This is a genomic window from Bradyrhizobium hereditatis (genome assembly GCF_020329435.1).
Lineage (GTDB): Bacteria > Pseudomonadota > Alphaproteobacteria > Rhizobiales > Xanthobacteraceae > Bradyrhizobium > Bradyrhizobium hereditatis.
Genome location: NZ_JAGKJK010000001.1, coordinates 389,391 through 410,832 on the forward strand (window position 1 = coordinate 389,391; position 21,442 = coordinate 410,832).

The 21,442-nt window shown below is 62.6% G+C and carries 24 protein-coding genes and 1 tRNA gene; 13 read left to right on the plus strand and 12 right to left on the minus strand.

Going from position 1 to position 21,442, the window contains the following annotated elements; translation table 11 throughout:
- Positions 1–34: 34 nt before the first annotated feature.
- Positions 35–844: an SDR family NAD(P)-dependent oxidoreductase gene (locus tag J6524_RS01975; protein ID WP_225668584.1), complete on the plus strand. Its 810-nt coding sequence runs from the start codon at positions 35–37 to the stop codon at positions 842–844.
- Between the two features lie 51 nt (positions 845–895).
- On the opposite strand, the gene J6524_RS01980 is transcribed toward J6524_RS01975, so the two are convergent.
- On the minus strand, positions 896–1,786 hold the full coding sequence (locus J6524_RS01980) for a LysR substrate-binding domain-containing protein (RefSeq protein WP_225668585.1): 891 nt from the start codon (positions 1,784–1,786) through the stop codon (positions 896–898).
- A 109-nt stretch (positions 1,787–1,895) separates the two neighbouring features.
- On the opposite strand from J6524_RS01980, the gene J6524_RS01985 reads away from it, so the two are divergent.
- The gene (locus tag J6524_RS01985) at positions 1,896–2,585 is read left to right on the plus strand and encodes an FMN-dependent NADH-azoreductase (RefSeq protein ID WP_225668586.1); all 690 of its coding nucleotides are present in this window, start codon (positions 1,896–1,898) and stop codon (positions 2,583–2,585) included.
- A gap of 125 nt (positions 2,586–2,710) precedes the next feature.
- Here the strand turns inward: J6524_RS01985 and J6524_RS01990 are convergent, their stop codons facing one another.
- Both J6524_RS01990 and J6524_RS01995 read right to left on the minus strand, forming a co-directional pair.
- Complete coding sequence (locus J6524_RS01990; protein WP_225668587.1) at positions 2,711–3,940, minus strand: lytic murein transglycosylase; 1,230 nt, start codon at positions 3,938–3,940, stop codon at positions 2,711–2,713.
- Positions 3,941–4,006: 66 nt separating this feature from the next.
- Positions 4,007–4,600: a MarR family winged helix-turn-helix transcriptional regulator gene (locus J6524_RS01995; RefSeq protein WP_225668588.1), complete on the minus strand. Its 594-nt coding sequence runs from the start codon at positions 4,598–4,600 to the stop codon at positions 4,007–4,009.
- A 50-nt stretch (positions 4,601–4,650) separates the two neighbouring features.
- Between J6524_RS01995 and J6524_RS02000 the strand changes: the two genes are divergently transcribed.
- Positions 4,651–5,130 (plus strand): carboxymuconolactone decarboxylase family protein, encoded by a 480-nt coding sequence (locus J6524_RS02000; protein WP_225668589.1) that lies wholly within the window; start codon positions 4,651–4,653, stop codon positions 5,128–5,130.
- Between the two features lie 8 nt (positions 5,131–5,138).
- On the opposite strand, the gene J6524_RS02005 is transcribed toward J6524_RS02000, so the two are convergent.
- Together J6524_RS02005 and efp are read right to left on the minus strand one after the other, a co-directional pair.
- Positions 5,139–6,737, minus strand: a complete 1,599-nt coding sequence (locus tag J6524_RS02005) for a M23 family metallopeptidase (RefSeq protein WP_225668590.1) — start codon at positions 6,735–6,737, stop codon at positions 5,139–5,141.
- 41 nt (positions 6,738–6,778) lie between these two features.
- The gene (gene efp, locus J6524_RS02010; protein ID WP_225668591.1) at positions 6,779–7,345 is read right to left on the minus strand and encodes an elongation factor P; all 567 of its coding nucleotides are present in this window, start codon (positions 7,343–7,345) and stop codon (positions 6,779–6,781) included.
- Positions 7,346–7,655: 310 nt separating this feature from the next.
- On the opposite strand from efp, the gene J6524_RS02015 reads away from it, so the two are divergent.
- From J6524_RS02015 to J6524_RS02035, 5 genes are all read left to right on the plus strand, one after another.
- Positions 7,656–7,883, plus strand: a complete 228-nt coding sequence (locus tag J6524_RS02015; RefSeq protein ID WP_225668592.1) for a hypothetical protein — start codon at positions 7,656–7,658, stop codon at positions 7,881–7,883.
- A gap of 12 nt (positions 7,884–7,895) precedes the next feature.
- The gene (epmA, locus tag J6524_RS02020) at positions 7,896–8,948 is read left to right on the plus strand and encodes an EF-P lysine aminoacylase EpmA (protein ID WP_225668594.1); all 1,053 of its coding nucleotides are present in this window, start codon (positions 7,896–7,898) and stop codon (positions 8,946–8,948) included.
- Positions 8,945–10,036 carry a lysine-2,3-aminomutase-like protein gene (locus J6524_RS02025; protein ID WP_225668596.1) on the plus strand — a complete coding sequence of 364 codons (1,092 nt, stop codon included), beginning with the start codon at positions 8,945–8,947 and terminating at the stop codon, positions 10,034–10,036. Before epmA ends, J6524_RS02025 begins: the two co-directional genes overlap by 4 nt.
- 7 nt (positions 10,037–10,043) lie before the next feature.
- On the plus strand, positions 10,044–10,250 hold the full coding sequence (locus J6524_RS02030; RefSeq protein WP_225668598.1) for a hypothetical protein: 207 nt from the start codon (positions 10,044–10,046) through the stop codon (positions 10,248–10,250).
- A gap of 71 nt (positions 10,251–10,321) precedes the next feature.
- Complete coding sequence (locus tag J6524_RS02035) at positions 10,322–10,552, plus strand: hypothetical protein (protein ID WP_312002219.1); 231 nt, start codon at positions 10,322–10,324, stop codon at positions 10,550–10,552.
- A 97-nt stretch (positions 10,553–10,649) separates the two neighbouring features.
- Here J6524_RS02035 and J6524_RS02040 read toward each other — a convergent pair whose 3' ends face one another.
- The 5 genes from J6524_RS02040 to J6524_RS02060 form a co-directional block, all read right to left on the minus strand.
- A complete protein-coding gene (locus tag J6524_RS02040; protein WP_225668600.1) occupies positions 10,650–11,738 on the minus strand; it encodes a 3-deoxy-7-phosphoheptulonate synthase in 1,089 nt (362 codons plus the stop codon).
- A gap of 218 nt (positions 11,739–11,956) precedes the next feature.
- Complete coding sequence (locus J6524_RS02045) at positions 11,957–12,541, minus strand: HdeD family acid-resistance protein (protein ID WP_225668601.1); 585 nt, start codon at positions 12,539–12,541, stop codon at positions 11,957–11,959.
- Between the two features lie 113 nt (positions 12,542–12,654).
- Positions 12,655–13,698, minus strand: coding sequence for a PrsW family glutamic-type intramembrane protease (locus tag J6524_RS02050; RefSeq protein WP_225668602.1), 1,044 nt, complete (start codon positions 13,696–13,698; stop codon positions 12,655–12,657).
- Positions 13,699–13,858: 160 nt separating this feature from the next.
- Positions 13,859–15,091 (minus strand): MFS transporter, encoded by a 1,233-nt coding sequence (locus tag J6524_RS02055; RefSeq protein ID WP_225668603.1) that lies wholly within the window; start codon positions 15,089–15,091, stop codon positions 13,859–13,861.
- A gap of 17 nt (positions 15,092–15,108) precedes the next feature.
- The gene (locus J6524_RS02060) at positions 15,109–16,341 is read right to left on the minus strand and encodes a Zn-dependent hydrolase (protein WP_225668604.1); all 1,233 of its coding nucleotides are present in this window, start codon (positions 16,339–16,341) and stop codon (positions 15,109–15,111) included.
- 919 nt (positions 16,342–17,260) lie between these two features.
- On the opposite strand from J6524_RS02060, the gene J6524_RS02065 reads away from it, so the two are divergent.
- The 3 genes from J6524_RS02065 to J6524_RS02075 all read left to right on the plus strand — a co-directional run bounded on the left by J6524_RS02065 (position 17,261) and on the right by J6524_RS02075 (position 18,663).
- Positions 17,261–17,410 carry a hypothetical protein gene (locus J6524_RS02065; protein ID WP_225668605.1) on the plus strand — a complete coding sequence of 50 codons (150 nt, stop codon included), beginning with the start codon at positions 17,261–17,263 and terminating at the stop codon, positions 17,408–17,410.
- A 157-nt stretch (positions 17,411–17,567) separates the two neighbouring features.
- Positions 17,568–17,834 carry a hypothetical protein gene (locus J6524_RS02070; RefSeq protein ID WP_225668607.1) on the plus strand — a complete coding sequence of 89 codons (267 nt, stop codon included), beginning with the start codon at positions 17,568–17,570 and terminating at the stop codon, positions 17,832–17,834.
- 619 nt (positions 17,835–18,453) lie between these two features.
- Entirely contained in the window at positions 18,454–18,663 is a 210-nt protein-coding gene (locus J6524_RS02075) for a hypothetical protein (RefSeq protein ID WP_225668609.1), read from the plus strand.
- A 995-nt stretch (positions 18,664–19,658) separates the two neighbouring features.
- Here J6524_RS02075 and J6524_RS02080 read toward each other — a convergent pair.
- Positions 19,659–19,733: transfer RNA gene (locus tag J6524_RS02080), tRNA-Glu, on the minus strand.
- A gap of 225 nt (positions 19,734–19,958) precedes the next feature.
- On the opposite strand from J6524_RS02080, the gene J6524_RS02085 reads away from it, so the two are divergent.
- Positions 19,959–20,219, plus strand: coding sequence for a PilZ domain-containing protein (locus tag J6524_RS02085; protein ID WP_225668611.1), 261 nt, complete (start codon positions 19,959–19,961; stop codon positions 20,217–20,219).
- A 44-nt stretch (positions 20,220–20,263) separates the two neighbouring features.
- Positions 20,264–20,518 (plus strand): porin, encoded by a 255-nt coding sequence (locus J6524_RS02090; RefSeq protein WP_225668612.1) that lies wholly within the window; start codon positions 20,264–20,266, stop codon positions 20,516–20,518.
- A gap of 2 nt (positions 20,519–20,520) precedes the next feature.
- Here the strand turns inward: J6524_RS02090 and J6524_RS02095 are convergent, their stop codons facing one another.
- On the minus strand, positions 20,521–21,165 hold the full coding sequence (locus J6524_RS02095; protein WP_225668613.1) for a glutathione S-transferase family protein: 645 nt from the start codon (positions 21,163–21,165) through the stop codon (positions 20,521–20,523).
- Between the last annotated feature and the right edge of the window lie 277 nt (positions 21,166–21,442).

The following is a 21,442-nucleotide window of genomic DNA, read 5'->3' on the forward strand; positions in this document are numbered from 1 at the left end:
GATCTCAATCAACAAACAGAAAGCGGGAGAAGAAATGACCGGGCAAGTTCAGGGCAAAGTCGCGCTGGTGACCGGCGGCGCATCCGGCATCGGCGAAGCGATCTGCGAATTGCTGGCGCGCGAGGGTGCCTCGGTGGCTGTGACCGATATCGACGATCTCAGGGGACCGGAGGTCGTCGCGCGGATCAAGAAGGCGGGCGGCGAAGCAAGCTTCTGGCATCACGACGTCACCAGCGAAGAGCGCTGGATCGAGGTCGTCGCCGATGTCATGAAGCGCTACGGCCGGCTCGACGTGCTGGTGTCCAACGCCGGCATCGGCATCTCGGTGCCGTCGATCACCGAGATGACGCTGGTAGATTGGCGGCGGCAGACCGCGATCAATCTCGATGGTGTGTTTTTGTCGGTGAAGCATTGCCTGCCTGCGATGCGCAAGACCGGCGGCGGCTCCGTCATCATGATGTCATCGCTGGCCGGCCTGCGCGGCGCCGCCGGGCTTTCCGGCTATTGCGCGACCAAGGGCGGCGTGCGGCTGTTCGCCAAGGCGATCGCGATGGAGTGCGCCACGTTCGGCGATGGCATCCGCGTCAACTCCGTGCATCCCGGCATCATCGATACGCCGATCTGGGGCAAGATCCCGGTGGGAGCCACCGGCAGCGGGCAGAACGCGCCGATCGATCCGGAGGAGCGCGCCAAGCTTGCGACGCCGCTCGGCCGGGCCGGGCAGGCCGAAGAGATTGCGCAGGGCGTGCTGTATCTGGCCTCCGACGCTTCGCGCTATGTGACGGGGACCGAGCTCGTCATCGACGGCGGGATGTATGCAGGTGGCGTAGCGCGGAGGGCGTGAGGCTTAACCCGTGGTGAAATTTGCTTCTTCGCTGTGACGGGCGTGAGAGCACTATTGGGACGCTGCGGTAAATTGCGTCCGCAACCAGGACTGCACCGCCTCGATCGGTTCGCTCAGTGGCCTGTCGCGGCCGCGCACGAGGTGCAAGGAGAAGCCTTCCAGCTCCGGTCCGAACGGGACTTCCAACGTGCCCTGCGCCAGTTCGTCGGAGACCAGCAGCAGACTATGCAGCGCGATCCCGGCGCCGGCGACTGTCGCCTGGATCGCATGGGTCTCATCGCTGAAGCGCAAGCCCGCCCGCGCGTCGATGCCGTCAACGCCGGCAATTTTCATCCAGCGGCGCCAGGTCGGATTGCGGGGATCGCGACGATACCAGTCGAAATGCAGCAAGGTTGCTGACCGAAGGTCGCTCGTTTTCCTGATACCGAGGCGCGGGCTTACGACCGGCGCAAAGCGATCGACGGTCAGGGTCTCGGCGACCAGATCGGGATAGGGTCCGGGGCCATAACGCAAAGCGAGATCAGCGGCACCCGAACCGAGGTCGACGGCTTCCAGCGTCGCGAGCAACGTGAGATCGATGTCGGGTCGCGTCTTGCGAAATGCCGCGATGCGCGGCACCAGCCACTTGGCCGCAAACGCTGGCGTCGCGGAGAGCGTCACCACGGTGTGCCGCGGCTTGCGGCTCAAGCCATCGATCACGCGCGCAAAGGAATCGAAGCCGTCGCGCAGAACCGGCAGCAATACTTGCCCTGCTGCCGTGAGCAGCACCTGGCGCGTACGCCGTTCGAACAGGCTTACGCCGATCGTTTCCTCGAGCTGCCGCACCTGATGACTGATCGCCGTTGGCGTGACGTGCAGCTCGTGCGCTGCGCGCTTGAAGCTTAGATGTCGCGCGGCGGCCTCAAACGCGCGCAGGCCAATCAATGGAGGCAGACGTCTCATTGCCGCGGCCTATAGATGAACTTGCCTCATCCATAGGCTGAGTAATTTGCGTTTGTCAATGCAGCTTTCTGCGCCGATCTAAGCTGCTATAGATGATCGGAGGTATGTCATGAAGCTGTTACGGATTGATTCCAGTGCGCGTTCCCAGGCTTCAGACCGAAGTTCGAGAGGATCGCACACACGCAGGCTTACTGAGCGGTTTACTCGGCGCTGGCTGCGACAGCGGCCAAATGATGTTTTGATCAGTCGAGATATCGGCCTTTCGCCGCCGCATCCGGTCGCCGAAAAATGGATCGGCGCCGCCTTCACCAAGCCCGAGCAACGTGAGCCATGGATGAGCGAGACGCTGGCCGAAAGCGATACTCTCATCAACGAACTGATCGCAGCCGATTTGGTCGTCGCAGGCGTGCCGATGTACAATTTCGGGATGCCCGCGCAGTTCAAGGCTTATATCGACAACGTCGTGCGGGTCGGTCGTACGTTCGGTTTTGACCGTTCGCGGCCGGACGATCCCTATACGCCGCTGCTGGCAGGGATGGATAAGCGTCTCGTCTTGTTCAGTTCGCGCGGCGATTACGGGTACGATCCGGGCGGCCGCATCGCTCATATCAATCATGTCGAAGGTGCCATCCGCGATGTGTTCGCCTTTCTCGGCGTCACCGCATTCCACAGCGTTGCAGTAGAGTATGACGAGTTCGGCGGTGATCGATTGCAGGCGTCGATTGCGGCGGCCGAACGCGCCGTCGATGAACTAGTCGATCGGCTGGTGGAGGAAGCGGAGCAGCGGCAGGCCGCGTGAGCGGGCGGAGTGGCGCCGAGGTAGCGGCCCCAGCCGTCATTGCGAGGAGCGCAAGCGACGAAGCAATCCATCTATCCCTACGTGGAGGCATGGATTGCTTCGCTCCGCTCGCAATGATGATGGAGTTACCCGCCCTGCCTCAACCGCGCGAGCACCTTCAGCCCGCCATAACCGTCCGCCGGCAACAGGCCCATCTTGGTCTGATAATCCCTGACCGCCTTCATCGTGTCGTTGCCGACGCGGCCATCGGTGCCGCCGGTGTCGAAGCCGGCTTTGGTGAGCCGCGTCTGCAATTCCTGCACTTCGGCGAGCGTCAGCGCACGCTCCGAGCCAGGGAAGGGCTGGAGGAAGGGCGGCTCGCCCAGAATCCGATCGCCGAGGTGGCAGATCGCGAGCGCATAGTTCATCGAGGGATTGTAGCTGCGCACAGCGTAGAAGTTCGGACCCAGCAGGAACGCAGGACCGCCCGCGACCGGCACCCACATCTGCGCCGAGGCGTTCGGCTGCGGGAACGGCTTGCCGTCGGCGCGCGTCACGCCGGCGCTGGCCCACGCCGCATAGGTTCGGCTGCCGCTCGCAGCGCCGCCGGACGTGCGGACCTCATATCCCCAATGCTCGCCGCGGTGATACTTGCCGCGATTGAGCAGATAGCGCGCGCTGGAGCCGAGCGCATCGTCAGGCCTGCCGAACGGCGAGACACGGCCGTCCTTGTCGTAGTCCATGCCGACATTGAGCCAGACTTCCGGCATCCATTGCGTATGGCCCATCGCGCCGGCCCAGGAGCCGCGCATTTCCTCCGGCGTGCCCCAGCCGCGATCGACGATCCGAAGCGCGTTGATCAGCTCGGTTTCCCAATAGGCGCGGCGGCGCGGCTCGTTCCAGGCGAGCGCCGCGAGCGCCGGAAAGATCGGACGCATGTGGTTCTGCTGCACCAGCGGGTCGCCATAGGCTGACTCAACCCCCCACAGCGCCAGCAGCGTGCCGCGCTCGACGCCAAAGTCCCGCTCGATGCGCGCGAACAGCGCTTCGTGCTTCTTCAGCGCTTCGCGGCCATTGATGATGCGCCAATCCGAGACGCGGCGGTTGATGTATTGCCAGATCTGCTCGTGGAATTCCGGCTGCTTCTGCATCTGCCGGAACACGGTCATGTCGGGCTCGATGCGTCCCATTACCCGCGTCCAGGTCGCGTCCGAAATGCCTTTGGCGAGCGCGCGCGCACGGAAATTATCGCGCCACTGGTCGAAGCCGGGCGGGGCGGCAAGCGCAGATGGCGCGGCGAGCAGAATGCTGGCACTGATGCCGCCTTGCAGCAGCGCGCGACGGGTAGGAGCTATCTTGGAATCAGGCTGTTTCATGCCCGCAGTCTAGCGGCGCGGCGGGCCTGCGCCAAAAGCCATGACGCCGCGGGAACCGGCGATTTCTCACAGATCCGCGGCGATTTTGGCCAACCAGCGACGGATCAGGCGCTGGGCGTTGTCGGAGAGCCCGGCCGCTAGCCGCCGCTCGATCGCCTGTGCGTGCCGCCGGCACTTCTCGAGCAGGGCGGCGCCGCGCGGTGTCACGGTCCACTGCAGCACGCGTCCATGGACGGGGTGAGGCGTCTTCCTGATCGCCCCAGCGCGCTCAAGGTTGCGGATGATGACGCCGACAGTCTGCGGCGTCAGCATCGCGACCCGCGCGAGATCGGCCCCCGATAAGCCCGGATAGGCGCGGAGCATGGTCAGGACGACGAATTGCGGCGTCGTCACGCCGAGATCGGCCAGCGATCGCTCCATCGCCAGCCGCGTCGCGCCCTGGGCCTGCCGCAGGAGATAGGCGAGGTAGCCTTGCTCGCCGCGTTTGCCCTCGCCGGGCGGCGGCGGGCGGATCGCCGTCGCCGCAGGATTTTCGACGGACGTCTCTTGGCGGCGCGCCGCTGACCTCGGCGTGACCGGCTTTTTGCGGCCTTTCGATTTTTGGGCGCGCGCACTTTGCGGTATGCGCGATCGCGCCAATGCTCCGACCTTGCGCGACATATCAGTACTCTTATAATCAATCAGAGCACTGATAACATGAGGCAGGAGAGATGTCACAGGCCCGCAAAGAATACAAAGACTTCATGTCACTGACGCCGGACGCCTATGAGGTTGTGCGGGCGCTGAGCCAGGTCGCGGGCAACGCGGGCATGGACAAGCAGTTGCTCGAATTGATCAAGCTGCGCGCCTCGCAGATCAACGGCTGCGCCTTCTGCGTGCAGTACCACATATTGGAGAGCGAGAAGCTCGGCGTGCCCGCCGACAAGCTCAATCTCGTGGTGGTCTGGCGCGAGGCGCCGCAGTTCACTGCTCGCGAGCGGGCGGCGCTGGCATGGACGGAAGCGCTGACCTTGCTCAGCGAGGGCGTGAGCGACGAGGTCTATGCAGAGGCGAGTGCCGAGTTTTCGGATAAGGAGCTCGCCTATCTCACCTCCGCCGTCGCCTCGATCAATGTGTGGAACAGGTTCGGCGCGGCGTTTCGCTGGACGCCGCCTGCGCGGAAGACGACGGTAGGGGCCGCTGGTTCGTAAGACCAGAACTAATTCTCGCGGCGTTCCCCTCGGCGGACGCTGTGACGGCTCACATCCTCCGGCAGCACATGCGCCACGGCGGCAGCCACCGGCGGATCGGTGCCGATTTCGCGGCCGCGGCCGCGGATCAAGCGTTCATAGGACGCAATCAGCGTGGTGTAGGGGTTGACCCAGATCCAGCCGTCGCGCGTGAACACCTGCACGTCGAAGTGAAGGTGGTACGACGTGCCGTTCGGGAAATCGAGATAGTTGGAGACCACGCCAATCTTTTCGCCTTCGGCGACCCGGCGTCCGTTGAGAATGCCGTCCGCATCCATTGCCGACGGGTTCATGTGCATATAGCGAAAGCGGATATGCTCATTGTGGGTATTGATCTGCAGCGTTGCCGCCTGCTGCTTCAATGAACGGATCAGGATGCCGTCGCGGACGGCCACGACGGCCTGCCTTCTCGGATGGCAAGCGCTGTCGCCGTTGCTGTTCGGCGGGCAGGGCGCGGGACGGATATCCTGGCCTTGATGCCCGAAGCCGGCAGCGCATTGCCCGACCTGGAAGCTGCGGGCTTCGCAAAAACTGTCGCGCCAGGGATAGACGCCTTGATGGCCGCCGGATCGGCGCTTGCCGAATTGCTGCGAGCTGACCAAGGCCGGCGCTTTCTGCAGCGGAAAGCGGATCTGCGAATAGGTAATGAGATCGGCGCGGCCGCCGCGGTTGCGGGCGCTGCTGTTGGCGATGATGTCGCCGCTCGGGCGATAGCTGAAGTCGGGCGACCGGGACACCGGGCGTTCGGCAACCCCGGACGCAATATCCCGGCGTGGACGGGCCGGTTGACCGCCGGCAATGCGCAGCGCCTTCAGGAAGCGCTCGGCGATCGGGTAAGCCTCGCGGCAGGCCAGCCGCCGCGGCCGCGGCGCCGAGTCCAGGCACTGGATCGATACGACATAGGGCACGCCGAAGCGGGTGAAGGCGTAGCGCACATAGCCTTCGCGAATGAACCGGCGGATGTCCGGGAATTGCGCCGCGAGCGCCTTGACCGGAGCGCCCCTTCCGCCGAGCGGATCGGCAAGGTCGTAAGTGAGAATAGAGCCGGTGATCTGCACCTCGACCGGCCGGGCGAAAATTCGTGACGGCAGGCCGGCCCCCGCGCCCGGATCAAGCGAGAACACTGCGTCATAGCCGGATGGGCCGGCATGAAAGAAGTCGGCGGGCCGGAAGTCGGCCTGATAGCGCGACACCGCTGGCGTGGGCGTGCCGCCGGCCTGGGCTTCGAGATAGGCCGAGGTATCGAACGGCAGCAGCACCGGAACCGGACTGCGTCCGATGCCCGCGAAGAGCGACGAATTGATCGCGTTGAGCTGCACCAGCGCGGGCGTCGCGCGTGGATCGCCGGCCGGCACTCGCTGTCGGCTGGCGAAGGTAAAACGCGGCGCGATGCCCGGCCGGGAATTGATCTCGCTGCGAAGCTGATCGAGAACAGCGCGCCATTCAACGCGAGCGGCTGTGATCGACGGCGTTCTGAACTCGGTGGCGGAAACGCCTGATGTCCCGACGCAGAGCAAACAAAAGGCTGCCAGCCAACACGAGAGCAAGCTGACAGCCCTGATTCCCAATGCATCGCCTCCCGGCGTGCCCCCTATTCTAAAGCGCGGTCTTAATCCTTTGCGCGCTCGACGTAGGAGCCATCCTCGGTCATGACCACGATACGTGTTCCAGTTCCAATGTGCGGCGGCACCGCGGTGCGCACACCGTTGGAGAGAATAGCAGGCTTGTAGGAGGAAGACGCGGTCTGGCCCTTGGTGACCGGCTCGGTCTCCACAACTTCCAGCGTCGCGCGCTGCGGGAGCTGGATCGCGACCGGGTTCTGGTCGTGCATCGACAGCTTCACGGTCATATTTTCCTGCAGGTAGGGCGCGGCCGAGCCGACGATCTCCTTCGACACCTGAACCTGGTCATAGGTCTCGGTGTTCATGAAGTGGAAGCCGTCGGCATCCTCATAGAGGTAATTGAAGTTGCGGTCCTCGACGGTTGCCTTCTCGACCTGGTCGGTGGTCTTGTAGCGTTCCGATACCTTCACGCCGTCGCCGATGCGGCGCATTTCGATCTGGCTGACCGGGGTTCCCTTGCCGGGGTGGATGTTTTCGGCGGAGAGAACGACGTAGAGCTTGCCGTCCTGTTCGATGACATTGCCCTTGCGGATAGAACTTGCGATGACTTTCAAAGCTGCTTTCCTGAATCTCTGGCCTATGGCCAATCCGGACTATGGGTGTCCGCAGGCCAATCAGGCGGTTTCGGGCTGCAACATACTGATTTTGCCCGTCGATGCCAGCGTTTTGCGGCCATTCCGGCCGCCCGCTTGAGGCCATAACGGTCCTGTTTCGTAAGTCGTGACCGGCCTGATCGCGAGATGAAGTCTCGTCCGTTAGATGCTTAAATTTGTGGGGCCATCGGCGTAGCACGGTGCTGCGCTGAAGAGGTCCATTAACAAAAGAAATGCGGTACTTTTCTAACCTGCCGCCGGATAGGCCCGCATGCCGTTGCAAATTCCAGCTATTGGACTGAGAGACTTGCTCAAACTCCAGCGATCCGGCCTCGGCCTGTCACGCGGCATGGACAAGGTCGGCGGGTTTCGCCATGAAGGATGGATCAGCAGGAAGCTTGCCGCCTCAGAAGAAAGTACGAATAATTTCAATGCTATTTGCTGGTTCCTTGAATGCCTTCCTAGACCGTGTACAGGACGCGCCGTGGCGGCTGAATGAGGATCGATGCTGATGGTCGGAACGGACCAGCCGTCGCCTTGGTGGTCGGCCGCGCGGTATGCCGACCGCAAGCCGTTCCTCGTGGCGCGCAGCGCGATCACAAGGGCGGTGCGGACCTGGTTCGACGAGCAGGGTTTTACCGAGGTGGAGACCGGCGTGCTTCAGGTGTCGCCGGGAAACGAGACGCATCTGCATGCCCCGCGTACCGAAGTCATCGGCAAGGACGGCAGCCGCGCGGCGCGCTATTTGCGCACCTCGCCCGAGTTCGCCGCCAAGAAACTGCTTGCCGCCGGTGAAGCCAAGATATTCGAGTTCGCGCGCGTGTTCCGCGACCGCGAGCGCGGCGATCTGCATCTGCCCGAATTCACGATGCTGGAATGGTACCGCGCGAACGAAGGCTATGACGCCATCATGGCCGACACCGTCGTCGTGATCGCACATGCCGCGCAGGCGACCGGTATCGGCCGATTCTCGTTCCGTGGCAGTACTGCCGATCCGTTCGCCGAGCCGGAACTTTTGACGGTGGCCTCCGCATTCGAACGCTTTGCGGAGATTGATGTGCTGGCCACAATCGCGAATGGCGAAGGCGATCGCGCGGCGCTGGCGGCTTCGGCAAGCAAACGGGTGCGGATCACCGACGATGACACCTGGTCGGACATTTTCAGCAAGGTGCTGGTCGAGCATATCGAACCGAATCTGGGGCAGGGGCGTTTGACTGTGTTGTTCGAATATCCGGCGCCGGAAGCGGCATTGGCGCGGGCGAAGGCGGCCGATCCGCGCGTCGCCGAACGTTTCGAGGTCTATGCCTGCGGTGTCGAGCTCGCCAACGGCTTCGGCGAACTGACCGATGCCGCCGAGCAGCGCCGGCGCTTCGCTGCTGATATGGATGAGAAGGAACGGCGCTACGGCGAGCGCTACCCGCTGGATGAGGACTTTCTCGCAGCGGTGGCCGCGATGCCGCCATCGAGCGGTGTCGCGCTTGGCTTCGACCGGCTGGTGATGCTGGCAAGCGGCGCGCTGCGCGTCGATCAAGTGGTGTGGACGCCACCGGCAGGAGAAACATGAATAGGATAGATCCGAAACTGGCGGCAACACTGCGCCAGCCCGCCGATCTCGTCGAGCGCGGGCTGGCGAAGGCGACCGAGCTTGCCGACCTCGAACGGGTCGCCGCGCGCTATGCGATTGCCGTGACGCCGGAGATCGCCGCCCTGATCGACACGGAAAATCCCGATGATCCGATCGCGCGGCAATTCATTCCGAGCGCGCGCGAGCTTGAGGAAGCGTCTGGCGAGAACGCCGATCCGATCGGCGACGACGCGCATTCGCCGGTCGCCGGCATCGTGCATCGCTATCCCGACCGCGTGCTGTTCAAGCTCGTCCATGTCTGCGCGGTCTATTGCCGGTTTTGCTTTCGCCGCGAGATGGTCGGGCCCGGCAAGGCGACCGCGCTGTCGGAGGCAGCCTATCGCGACGCGCTGAACTATATCCGCAAGCACACCGAAATCTGGGAAGTGATCCTGACCGGCGGTGATCCCTTGATGCTATCGCCACGGCGGCTTTCCGAAATCATGACCGACCTCGCTGCCATCGATCATGTCAAAATCGTGCGCATCCACACCCGCGTGCCGGTGGCGGCGCCGAAGCGAATCGACGGTGAGATGATCAGGGCGCTATGCGCCAACGGCGTGACGACCTGGATCGCCGTTCATGCCAATCATCCGCGCGAATTGACAGATGAAGCGCGCGGTGCCTGCGCACGGCTGGCTGACGCCGGCATTCCGCTCGTGAGCCAGACGGTGCTGCTTCGCGGCGTCAATGACGATGCGGCGACTCTGGAAGCCTTGATGCGGGCATTCGTCGAAAACCGGATCAAGCCCTATTACCTGCATCATGGCGATCTGGCGCCGGGAACTGCGCATCTGCGCACCAGCATCGCAGAGGGTCAGGAACTAATGCGCCATTTGCGGGGGCGCGTCTCAGGGCTGTGTCAGCCGGAATATGTGCTCGACATTCCCGGCGGCCATGGGAAGGCACCCATCGGGCCGAATTATTTGTCGCATGCAAGTTCCAGCGAATGTGCACTATCTTCAGAAGCGCAGTATCGTATCGTCGACTATTGCGGCGACGTTCATCTCTATCCGCCAAAACCGTGATCTCGCGATGACGGAGGACGGCGAGGAGAAACGGGAGCCGCCGGAAGATGAGCGCCACCACGGAATCGAAAACGCAGTATTGCTCGGCTTCTTCGTGGTGCTCGTGGCCGCCGGAATCTGGTTGCTCGGCACCATGGCCGATGTACGAAAGGCGCAGGACTGCGCCGCCCAGGGACGCCGCAACTGCGCGACGATCGACGTCCCGGCACGATAGGAAAAAACAGGAAGAGAAAACAGGAAGACGGGAGAACCAGAATGCGAAAAACAATCCTCTTGACAGCGCTGATGGTTCTGATCGGCGGCGCAGACGCGTTCGCGCAAGGATCCTCGTCCGTTTCGAAGAATTCGGGCAGCGGCGGAGGCGGAGGGGTGATGCAGGCGCCGGTCGGCCACCGGCAGCCGCGCCCAAGCGATTTGCCCAACGAAGGCAAGATCCAGCCCGACCCGAACGATCCCTTGAGCAAGGAAAACGCAGCCCTCGACCGCAAGATCAAGAGCATCTGCCGCGGCTGCTAAGCGCGCGCTCCTGGCTGACGCGGGACGCATGATAAAAAAATGAGATGGGAAGCAGGGCGCGCTGATCGCGTGCCCTGCTTCGCGATTATTCGGTCCGCTAGGCCGAACGCTCTTCCCGGAGGCTGCGTGATGGCGCGTTCCGGCGCGCGGCGACCGCATCGGCCAGCACGTTTAACACCGACAGCGTCGTCTCCCAGTCGATGCAGCCATCGGTGATGCTCTGCCCATAGGTCAATGGCTTGCCGGGCACCACGTCCTGGCGGCCGGCCACCAGATTGCTCTCGATCATAACGCCGGTGATGCGCTGCTCGCCGTCGGCGATCTGCTGCGCTATGTCGGCGGCGACCAGCGGCTGGTTCTCCGGCTTCTTGCTGCTGTTGGCGTGGCTGGTGTCGATCATGATGCGCGGCGCGACGCCAGCACGGACAAGCTCGCGGCATGCTGCATCGACGCTATCCCGATCGTAGTTCGGCTTGTTGCCGCCGCGCAGAATGATGTGGCAGTCCTCGTTGCCGGTGGTGGCCGCAATCGCCGAGCGCCCGCCCTTGGTCACCGCCATGAAATGATGCGGATGCGAGGCTGACTTCACGGCATCGGCCGCGATGCGGACATTGCCGTCGGTGCCGTTCTTGAAGCCGACCGGGCAGGACAGTCCGGAGGCGAGCTCGCGATGGATCTGGCTCTCGGTCGTGCGCGCGCCGATCGCCGCCCATGCCATCAGATCGGCGATATATTGCGGCGTCGTCATGTCAAGGAATTCGGTGCCGGCCGGCAGGCCGAGATTGTTCACCGCTGACAGCACGTTGCGGGCCAGTCTCAGCCCTCTATTGATGTCGAAGCTGCCATCGAGATTGGGGTCGTTGATCAATCCCTTCCAGCCAACGGTGGTGCGCGGCTTCTCGAAATAGACGCGCATCACGATTTCGAGACGGTCGGCCAGCTCTTCGCGCAAGGCGGCGAGGCGCTCGGCGTAGTCGACGGCCGCGGCGGGATCGTGGACCGAGCAGGGGCCGACGACGACCAGGAGGCGATCGTCAGTGCCGTTCAGGATGGCGTGGATGGCGTTGCGCGCCGCCATCACCACGCGTGTCGCCGTCAAGGTGCGCGGTATTTCGCGCATCACCTCTTGCGGCGTACTCAGTTCTTTCAGTTCGCTAATTCGAAGGTCGTCGGTGGTGCTCAACACGGCTATGGCTCCTGGTTAGGAAACCTGCCGGCCAACAAAAAAGCCGCCAGGTTTGGCGGCTGTTCGGACTTTATGCTTCAATTCATCAGATTGAGCGCGATCCTCCCACCGCCAGCGAGCTGTCGTAGCTAAAATACCAAAAGTTGCTGGCGGCGAACGTGATCATGGCGGGCTCTATAACCCATCCGAATTGTATTGTCATCCCATAATCGGCGGCGTCAGGCTTTGCGTGCGGCAAGCGCCATGCCGACCAGCGAGGCGCCGCCGAGCACGAGATTGATCCCGACCAGGAGGCCGATCGCCCATCGCGCAGACTCCGGCAGCCCGGCGACGATGATGAACGCGATCAGCAGGTCCATCGCCCCTGATAACGCCAGCCAGGACCAGCGTTCCGACAATTCGCGGCGGTGCTCCAGCGCGTACATGATGGTGACGACGCCTTCGGCCAGAAAATATGCACCGACCACGATGGTGAGGGTAAGAATGCCCTCCATGGGCCTCGCCAGCAAAATCCCGCCGGCGAGTATGGCCAGCGCAGCGGAAAACAGCGACCACCAGAAGCCCGGCATTTGCCGCGCCCAATAGGTGACGAACAGCCCGGCAATGCCGCTGATCAAGAACATCCAGCCGAGAAAGATGGTGACGGCAAGGCTTGCCAGCGGCGGCACGATCATCGCAGCAAGGCCAAGCAGGGCGAGCACGACGCCTTCGAACAGAAAGGCCTTCCAGTGCTCCTTCACCGCAGCGTTCACGGCGGCCTCCAGTTTGCCGATGTCTGGCGGATTATCCCGGGGAAGGGTCATTGGAAGCTCCCGATGCCTGCCGCGCCGATCGTATATCGAATATAGCCGCTACCGCCTGCCGATAAAAATGCTCCCAGCTTTTTTGCGCGAGATCAACGACGGAGCGATGACGTTCAGCCCGGCTCGGGCGCGGAGGAAAATGCTTCCGACGACGTTCGGATGCGGTTACGGCCGAACACGTAGACCGCTGACGTCGCCAGCAGCAGGGCCATGCCGATCAGAATGGAGGTCATGCCGAGTGGAATGAGAAGCAGCGAGGCATTGCGGTCGGGATTGATGAACCAGTGATGCAGCGACGTCAGCACGAACGCCGCGCCGACGAAGCCCGCGCCGCTGCCCACGAGCAGCAGCGCCCACATCCGCCGCAACTGGCTGAGCCGCTCACGGGCGATCTCGGTGCGCGGCGCGTGGTGGCGGCCGACGCGCCGCACCAGGCGGACGGCAAATCCGATTGAGCTGAAGCCGATCAGCAGGCTCGCCGCCGCCAGCAGCATTCGCGCGTTGGGTCCGAGATCGGGATGCTTCTGCAACGTCAGGAGCGGAAAATCGAATGCGGCATGCAGCGCGACGGGTGCGAACAGCGCCAGCGCCCAGCTCGAGATGCGCGCCCAGTCGCGATGATGCCGGTGTGCGCCCAGCGCCGTGCCGGCGCGCGCGATCGCGATATAGGCGCCTGCGATGATGCCGAGCGCGCCGTGAAACGGCACTGTCAGCACGCTGCGCAAGGCGGCCAGCGATCGCCACATGTCGGCATGCTGCACGAGGTAAGCGAGATTTTCGTAAGCGGCGAAGCCGAGGCCGGCAGCCGCGCCGTAGACAACCGTATCCATCGGGTCGGCAAAGGTGCGGCGCCGCACCGACATCGACACCAGGATGATGACTAGGACCTTCACGATCTCTTCGGGCGCGGCGACCCCGAAGATCGAGCGCAGGCCTTGGGTCATCCAAGGGTTGCCCGGCACCGCAAGAATCGCGGCAAACGGCGCGCGCGCGATGCCCAAGAGCGAAATGCTGGCGGCCCCGAGGACGAAAGCGAGCCATACCCGCCCGGGCGGTCCGGGACGCTCGTCGGCAGCGATGACGAGCCAGAGCACCAGCAACGCCGGCGCAATCGCGGCAACGCCGATCGATGTAGGTAGGGCCTGCAGCAGCAACATCTGGGGAACTTTACCTCATTTGCGAAAATGGCCGTAAATTCAGCCGTTTGCAAGGAAATCACACGCGACTCCTTGTCACCAAGCAGGTTTTGAATCCCGCGCTGTCCACTATCAAAATTTCGGGCGCGCTGCTGGCCCGGTCAACAGCTTGGCGGCCTGCTCAATCAGGTACCGCACCGGGACGGCTGGCCCGCTTGCCGATCTTACCGTCAACCATCAGCAATCCCGCCAGCGCGATGATCGCGAAGCCGGCACCCGCCAGGAATGTTGCCTGCGGCCCGGCGCTGTCCCAGAGCGCGCCGGCAATGACGCTGGCCGCGAGCATCGCCACACCGCCGAGCAGGTTGAAGAAGCCGTAGGCGGTGCCGCGCAACTCCGCCGGCGCGGTGTCGGCAACGAGGGCGGCCAGTAACCCCTGCGTCATTCCCATGTGCAGGCCCCAGAGCGCGACGCCGAGCGCAACGCCGGCGATCGACGTCAGCAGAGCCAACACGACGTCTGCTGCAATCAGCACCAGCATGCCGGCTGCCAACACGCCTGTGCGGCTGAAGCGGTCCGAGATGACGCCGGCCGGATAGGCCGCGAGCGCATAGACGACGTTCATCCCAACCAGCACGGCAGGCACGAGTGCGATCGGCAGTCCGACATTCTGGGCGCGCAGGACCAAGAACGCCTCGCTGAAGCGCGCCAGCGTGAACACGCTCGCGACCGCCACCACCCACCAATAAGCCGCTCCGAGATTTTTGATCTCTGCCAGGCTGATTGGATTACGCACAGCGCGCAGCGTCTGCGGCCGCGCGGGCTCGCGCACCGCGAAGACAATCAGCGCCAGCGCGAGGAAGGCGGGAATGACTGCAAACCAGAACACGGTCTTGAAATTGTCTGACGTCCACCACATCAGCGCGATGGCAAGCAGCGGGCCGACGAAGGCGCCGACCGTATCGAGCGATTGGCGCAGCCCAAAGCTCGCACCGCGCAGATCGGGCGGCGAGAGGTCGGCCACCAGCGCATCACGCGGCGCGCCGCGGATGCCTTTGCCGATCCGATCGACGAAACGCGCTGCCACCAGCCAGCCGATGGTCGGCGCCAGCGGAAACACCGGCTTGGTGAAGGCCGCAAGACCGTAGCCGGTCGCAGCTAACCATTTGCGCTTGCCAAGCCAGTCCGAAAGCGCGCCGGAGAATATTTTGGTGATCGAGGCGGTCGCTTCGGCAATGCCTTCGATCACGCCGACCGTCACCATGGATGCGCCGAGCGCCGTAACCAGGTAGATCGGCAGCAGGGCATGGATCATCTCCGACGAGATGTCCATCAGCATCGAGACGAAACCGAGGACCCACACGCTTGGTGGAATGTCCCGGATTGAACGGGTCGGCTTGGTTTTGGCGGCCATATCGGACTCGTACCGTCTCACCGCGCCAACAGCCGACGGCAGGCTTCGACAAAGACCTCGGCGCCGGTGACGATGTCGGCATCAGCGGTGTTTTCGGTCCAATGATGCGAGATGCCGCCGATCGAGGGCACGAACAGCATGCCTGACGGCATGATGGTGGCGAGGGTCTGGGCGTCATGACCGGCGCCGCTCGGCATGCGCAGTGACTTGCCGCCGGCATACGCTGCGCCGGCGGCTTCGATAGCATCCTGAAATGACGCATCCATTCGCGCGGGCGCACCGGTGCGAATGCGCTCGACCGTCACGCTGCAGCGACCCTGGCTGTCGACCTCGGCCGCCATGCTGCGCAGAAGGTCTTCCAGCCGCGCAATCACGGCGGGGTTGTCATCACGAATCTGGAACAGCATTTCCGCCGCGCCAGGGATGATGCTGGGCGCGCCGGGGTCGAGCGTGATGCGGCCAGTGGTCCATACCGTGCGCGGACCGCAGGCCGCGGGGAAGCGATCGTCGATAGCGACGCAAAATCTGGTAAGCGCCAGGCCGGCGTCGCGGCGAATGGCCATCCGCGTGGTGCCGGCATGGTTCTGCTCGCCCTTGAAGGTGATGCGATATTGCCAGATCCCGACGATGGAGGTGACGATGCCGATCTTGAGGCCGCTGCTTTCCAGAGTGTCGCCCTGTTCGATATGGGCTTCGAGATAACCGATGTGCCGTCCGCGTTCGGCCTGCAGGCGAGGGCGGCCGGCGAGGCCTGCACTTGCGAGCGCTTCCCGCATGGTGCGGCCGTCGTTGCGATCGCGCGCGGCGTCGATATCCGCTTCGCTGACCGCGCCGACATAGGAGCGGCTGCCGAGGAAGTGTCCGAAATGCCCTTCCTCATCGCACCATGCGGCGACTTCGACGGCGCCCCTTGTGCTTGGATCGCGATTAATCACGCGGGCGGCTTCGAGCGCATAGACCACGCCGAGCGGTCCATCGAGCCAGCCCGCATGGTTCTGGCTTTCCAGATGCGAGCCCGCCAACAATTTCGGGCCAGGCTTCGTGCTGGTACCCAGCACGTTGCCAATGCCGTCGATTTCACCTGTGAGGCCCGCCTCGGAAAGTCGCTCCACCAGCCACTGCAGGGAAAGCAAATGCGGTTCCGAGAACGTCGGCTTGTGGACACCGGTTTTGTACGTGCCCATTGCACGCAATGCGTGAAGGTCGGCCAGAACACGCGCGCCATCTGCGCGCGGAAGTAGCTTGTTCATGGATTTGCCCGTATGACGCGCCCGTTGTTCTCCGGAGTAGAACAAAGTTCCTCACGTTCTCGTGAGAGTAGAACAAAGTTCCGTGAACGAATCGAGCACCGCAAATTTATCCCGTAGAGAGCAGCGCCAACGCGATGATCGCAAGCCATGCGACAATAACGAGTGCAGTCACTGCGCCGGCTGTGATCTTGGCCTTCTCTCTTAGCGTGCAATCGTTCATTTGCTTCCGAAAACGTGCAGGGCATTCCCCATCCTGACAGGGCATTCACATCCTAACGCCCAATGGCGTCGAACTGATATGGATTCGGAGATCGTTAGCAAGGAAGCATACCGGTCGACGGCATACCAGGAAATCCTGATCACCCTTCTTCCAAAGGGCGCTTCGCGTCGGTTCCTCGTGGGATAGGTGGGCAGCTTGCCCTTGCATCAGGTGTGGCAATAACTGTGCCGGCCTAGTCGGTCGCAGCACAGGTCAAATTTCTTTCTCCGTACACCTCGAAAAGAAATAATGGCCGGGGCGAACCCGGCCACGAAGAGCGATCCGTATTCACATGGTTGGAAGAGCCCGATAACGCCTGTCGCGCTCATTCGATCTGTCAGGTATCCGGCGGAAAATAGGCCCGCAACGTGAAGCGGAGTGCGAGGTAAAGCGCGACGCAAGTTGTGATTGCAATAGTTGCTATGTCCATTCCCTGTTCCTCACTCATACTCACTGTCGTCCGTTCGCCGGACGGCTTTAAACGCGGGAGGGAACCTGGGCGGTGAAAATGGTTCCCTCAAGCCTGGAAAATGGTCGCCCCGGGCCTTGAACGTGTTTGTAAAATGACGGCGCGCGCGACGCTCGGCCAAAGCGATCCTCGGGGATTTTTAGGCGGAACGGGACTCTCTTCACGCGGTTGCTTCGTCAGAGGAGGCGCCCATGACGGAAAAGCCGACGCAGGAACAGCTTGATGAATTGAAGCGGCTGAGCAGAGAGGCTCGCGTGCCCGACGAGTCCGAGATCGTAACCTCCAAGGAAGAGGCAGAGATTCGCATCCGTGACTTGAAGGAAAAAGCCCGCATCGAATAGGAGCAGGCGCGACACGCTTTCCAGTCTGCGCTGCGCGCCGCGATCTCATGCCCAAGGTAAGCACGAGACCTCGAGTTCATTTTCGGTGCGGAGGAACGGATACTTTGCCTGATGGTTCACCGCTGGCAGGGGAGCCGAACGGAAAAGGCGTTAGCCCATGCGAAGCCTCAGCCGCGGACAGATCGCTCTCGTCGCGGTCCTCGCCACCTTGCTCATTCTCACCGGTGTCTGGGCCACGATAGTATGGAACGCCACAGGCGATGTGGTGATGGATCAGCACGGCTGGATCGCCCTTGGCCTCGGGACCTTCTTTTCGCTTCTCATCGGATGCGGCCTGATGGCGCTGATGTTCTTCAGCAGCCGTAGCGGTCACGACGAGGCGGCCGATCCCTTCAGGAAAAAGCAGGAGCCGCCCGCCGAGTAGCGAGCCGCCGGCGCATCTGATCAGGGTGGATTGCGGCGAGCACAAGCCAGATTGATTAGGAGTTATAGACCTGCGGAGCGTGGAGGCCCCTTCGGTTCGTTCTGGCCTTTGAATGCAAGGGACTCGCAGCTCACCGGAACGAGCGTCCTCAGAAGCGGTAGATTGTTGGAGATTTCAATCGTCGGAAGCTAGGCACATCCGCTCAATTTCGGATCATGCCGGTGAAGGTCGCACCTTTTCGGGCCAACAAAGACGCCCGTGTTCATGCAGTTCGAGTAAGATGTTTGGCACGCAGGCGAATTGCCGTTATTCGTTCTGCAAATATTTGCGTAAGCACTACATGTCTTCTTACCGGCGTTTTGCTTTTCAATTTGGCGTATGCTTTTTCTCTCATAGCCTCCCCGCGATGCGCCGCGCGATTGTTGCTCTGTTTAGGCTTGACGCGAGAATGAGTTCCTATGGCGCCAAACAGCGGTCGACGCGTTTGGCCGCAGCAACAATTAGGAACGAAAGCAGCGCCTGTAAGATTACGGTGCTTACACACGTATAAGGATAACGATCATGAAAGTATCAGCGATCGCGTTAGCATTGTTCTTTGCGCTCGGCTCAACGTTGGCTGTTGCCCAAGGTGGTGGAGGTGCTGGGGGAGCCGGAGGCGCGGGCGGCGCAGGTAGCGGAGGCGCTGGTGCCGGAGGCGCAGGCGCCGGTGCCGGTGCCGGCGGCGCAGGTGATGGCTCCGGCGCCGGTGCCGCCGGCCCCCCACCTCAAACAACTGGCACATCCCGTAACCCTGCTGACGTGCGCACGCCAGATCAAGATAAAACGATGAGAAGGTAATCGGCCGGCTTCGGACGTCCAGGAACGCGGAGGAGGGAAGCGGGTTGAAGCCGTGTCGCACCTCCCCCGGTGCGATGCCTCAGCCCAAGAAGGGCCTCGCCGCTTGAGGCCCTTCTTCATGCCAAACGAGATTTAGTGCGGCGGCCCTAATGCGCCTGCGGAATCCGTCTCAAATGCACGAAACTACTGCCACGTTTTCTGCTCTGACATTCTGAAAATCACGATATCGGGAAATGGCGACAAAGAACGGGGAGTCTTGGTAGGGCCGCTCGTTAAGGCATCCTCATTTTTGAGTGTGTCCCGATTCGGCCGTACACACTCACAAATGTAGGTATCGTTCCTAATTGTCGCTCGCGCGCTAGCATTCTCACGGTTTTGCCGCTTTATCCCGGCAAGATGATTCGGCGCTCGAAAGAGTGCATCTTGAGGGACGGCTCTGGCACATTAGCCCCCAGCCCCGCGCCAGAGCCGTTTCATCAAGTCCCGTGCTCGCAGGCCGGCCGCACGTCGGCCCCGCGCTGGGGCCGTCCTTTAATGGTAGGGCTTTCGCTGTGCAGCGATCTCGTTCTGCGATCGCCTTGGAAGTCATCACCGCGGCGGCGGTGGTCGCGCTTGTGCTTTACGTGCTTTTCCCGCCCAACTAGCCATCGATGCCAACCGCGCAGCGTTGGGCGCGCGCCACGATGCGCCGCCGGAACAAACCCGCAGTACCCACTCCCATTTGCTCTGCGCTGGTCAGGATGCCCACACGCGGGCTGATATCGCCGACATGAACGTCACCGAAATAGATGTGCCGTGAGTTGTTCCCAGTGAGGATCGCGGCGGCGGGTGAGGGCGGTCATGCTGCCATCAAAGTGCAGGTAGTCACCTGGGACAATACGAGAACAATGGGTCGGGCCGAGCATCCAACAAAACGGCCAACACGCCCTTCTGGCCATTGGCTAATTTATTGAAAGGACAAGAGCGAACCTCGGCGCTAATGCGCGATGGCGCTCCCTAGCGGAATCGAACCGCTCTCTCCACCGTGAAAGGGTGGCGTCCTAACCGATAGACGAAGGGAGCAAAAACAACCGGAAATCAAGGTGTTATGCGCTTGACGGGCCGTGTTGGCCGCCGGCCGTCCATATTCATGGCGGCGGCGACGGGCGAACGTATAGTGGCGTTTGGCCGGAGGGGCAAGCCGCTCGAAAAGCCGTTCTGCGGCCCTGATCGGCACTCCCGCAGGAGCGGGCAGGCAACGGAATTTAAAGCCGCTCTGTGTAAGGCAGTGTCCGGGGGATTTCCGACATGGCCTTGCTATCGAGCAAAAAGCGCGAGACGCGCAAATCGTTGCGTCAGCCCGGATGGATCACGCTGGAAGGCGGCTTCGCCGCGCGCCAATGCGTGGTGCAGGACATGTCCTCGACGGGGGCGAAAGTCACGATCGACGATCCGAACACACTGCCGGCGAAATTGCGGCTGGCGTTTTCGCGCGACGCCAGGACCGGACGCCGCTGCGAAGTGGTCTGGCGCCGGGGAAAGACTGTCGGCGTCAAGTTCGTCCGCTAAGGCCGCGCTCTGGCGCTGATCGGCCAGCGGCGATAAAAGGCGGGATGCAAAAATCCCTGCTGGTCATCATCGCTGCGGTGCTGTCTTCGGTTGCCGCGGTCGCGGAACAACCCCGTCCTCAGAAGCTCGACAAGGCTGCAGCCTCATCGGGCAAGGCGCTCCCGTTGAAGCGCCCAGGATCGGCCAATACCTGCGCAGAGTACGGCGCGGGCTTCGTCAGAATCGAAGGCACTAACACCTGCATGAAGATCGGCGGCGCAGTGAGCGTCGGCGCCGGCGTTTCCAGCGGCTCGCGCTGATCTCAACTCATCGGCGGCGAGACGAACTGTGCGAAGCCGGGGCGGTCCGCGAATTGCGAAAACCAGCGTTCGAGGTTCGGCAGCTTTGGTTTAGTCACGCCTTCGACGCCGAACCAGCGCCGCGCAAAGGCGCCGAGCGCGATGTCGGCGATGGTAAACTGATCGCCTTCGATGAAGCGCCGGCTCGCCAGTTGCGCCTCGACGATCCGCCACACCGCGGCCTCGGCGTCGACATCCTTCTGGATCGCGACCATGTCGCGCTTTTCGGCCGGGGTGCGCACCAGCGCCCAGAACACCGGACGGTCGACCGGTTGCAGCGTCGAGAGCGTCCAGTCGAGCCAGCGATCGACGCCGGCGCGCGCCTTCGGCTGCGCGGGGTAGATCGGCGATCCCGCCCCATACGCCATGCAGAGATAGCGCATCACGGAATTGGATTCCCACAATACGTAGTCGCCATCGACCAGCGTGGGAATGCGGCCATTCGGATTTATCGCGAGATAGGCGGGCTCGTTGTTCTTGCCGAACTGCATGCCGGCGTCGATACGCTCGTAGGCGAGGTCGAGTTCGGTGAGGCACCACAGCACTTTTTGAACGTTGACCGAATTGGCTCGGCCCCAGATGGTGAGTTGTTTGTTGTTGTCGGCCACGCTCGTTGCTCCCGCAATTTTCGGTTTGCACGTTAATAGCCGAAGATCGCAGAAAAAGCGCGCCCCTTGCGCGCGCTTGAGCTCAGCAAAATTCAGGCTCCGCCGCAGTGCGACAGAGCCGATATCTCTAGCGCGTGGCCCTTCTCGAACTTCGTCAGTGGCCGAAGAACAGCCATAGCAGAATAATTACCGGAATAGGTACACCCAACAGCCACAGCAGAATTCCTCGTCCCATCATCTCCTCCTCGAAATGCATTTGAAGAGGAAACGCGTCATG

What these genes read in the sequence shown, in the direction of transcription:
- J6524_RS02055 (WP_225668603.1), bottom strand. Translation starts at nt 15,091, where the DNA reads ATGGCCGCCAAAACCAAGCCGACCCGTTCAATCCGGGACATTCCACCA.
- J6524_RS02085 (WP_225668611.1), top strand. Translation starts at nt 19,959, where the DNA reads ATGGCCTTGCTATCGAGCAAAAAGCGCGAGACGCGCAAATCGTTGCGT.
- J6524_RS02050 (WP_225668602.1), bottom strand. Translation starts at nt 13,698, where the DNA reads ATGTTGCTGCTGCAGGCCCTACCTACATCGATCGGCGTTGCCGCGATT.
- J6524_RS02060 (WP_225668604.1), bottom strand. Translation starts at nt 16,341, where the DNA reads ATGAACAAGCTACTTCCGCGCGCAGATGGCGCGCGTGTTCTGGCCGAC.
- J6524_RS01990 (WP_225668587.1), bottom strand. Translation starts at nt 3,940, where the DNA reads ATGAAACAGCCTGATTCCAAGATAGCTCCTACCCGTCGCGCGCTGCTG.
- J6524_RS01975 (WP_225668584.1), top strand. Translation starts at nt 35, where the DNA reads ATGACCGGGCAAGTTCAGGGCAAAGTCGCGCTGGTGACCGGCGGCGCA.
- epmA (WP_225668594.1), top strand. Translation starts at nt 7,896, where the DNA reads ATGGTCGGAACGGACCAGCCGTCGCCTTGGTGGTCGGCCGCGCGGTAT.
- J6524_RS02015 (WP_225668592.1), top strand. Translation starts at nt 7,656, where the DNA reads ATGCCGTTGCAAATTCCAGCTATTGGACTGAGAGACTTGCTCAAACTC.
- J6524_RS02070 (WP_225668607.1), top strand. Translation starts at nt 17,568, where the DNA reads ATGCGAAGCCTCAGCCGCGGACAGATCGCTCTCGTCGCGGTCCTCGCC.
- J6524_RS02065 (WP_225668605.1), top strand. Translation starts at nt 17,261, where the DNA reads ATGACGGAAAAGCCGACGCAGGAACAGCTTGATGAATTGAAGCGGCTG.
- J6524_RS02000 (WP_225668589.1), top strand. Translation starts at nt 4,651, where the DNA reads ATGTCACAGGCCCGCAAAGAATACAAAGACTTCATGTCACTGACGCCG.
- J6524_RS02030 (WP_225668598.1), top strand. Translation starts at nt 10,044, where the DNA reads ATGACGGAGGACGGCGAGGAGAAACGGGAGCCGCCGGAAGATGAGCGC.
- J6524_RS02035 (WP_312002219.1), top strand. Translation starts at nt 10,322, where the DNA reads ATGGTTCTGATCGGCGGCGCAGACGCGTTCGCGCAAGGATCCTCGTCC.
- J6524_RS01980 (WP_225668585.1), bottom strand. Translation starts at nt 1,786, where the DNA reads ATGAGACGTCTGCCTCCATTGATTGGCCTGCGCGCGTTTGAGGCCGCC.
- J6524_RS02025 (WP_225668596.1), top strand. Translation starts at nt 8,945, where the DNA reads ATGAATAGGATAGATCCGAAACTGGCGGCAACACTGCGCCAGCCCGCC.
- J6524_RS02090 (WP_225668612.1), top strand. Translation starts at nt 20,264, where the DNA reads ATGCAAAAATCCCTGCTGGTCATCATCGCTGCGGTGCTGTCTTCGGTT.
- J6524_RS01985 (WP_225668586.1), top strand. Translation starts at nt 1,896, where the DNA reads ATGAAGCTGTTACGGATTGATTCCAGTGCGCGTTCCCAGGCTTCAGAC.
- J6524_RS02045 (WP_225668601.1), bottom strand. Translation starts at nt 12,541, where the DNA reads ATGACCCTTCCCCGGGATAATCCGCCAGACATCGGCAAACTGGAGGCC.
- J6524_RS01995 (WP_225668588.1), bottom strand. Translation starts at nt 4,600, where the DNA reads ATGTCGCGCAAGGTCGGAGCATTGGCGCGATCGCGCATACCGCAAAGT.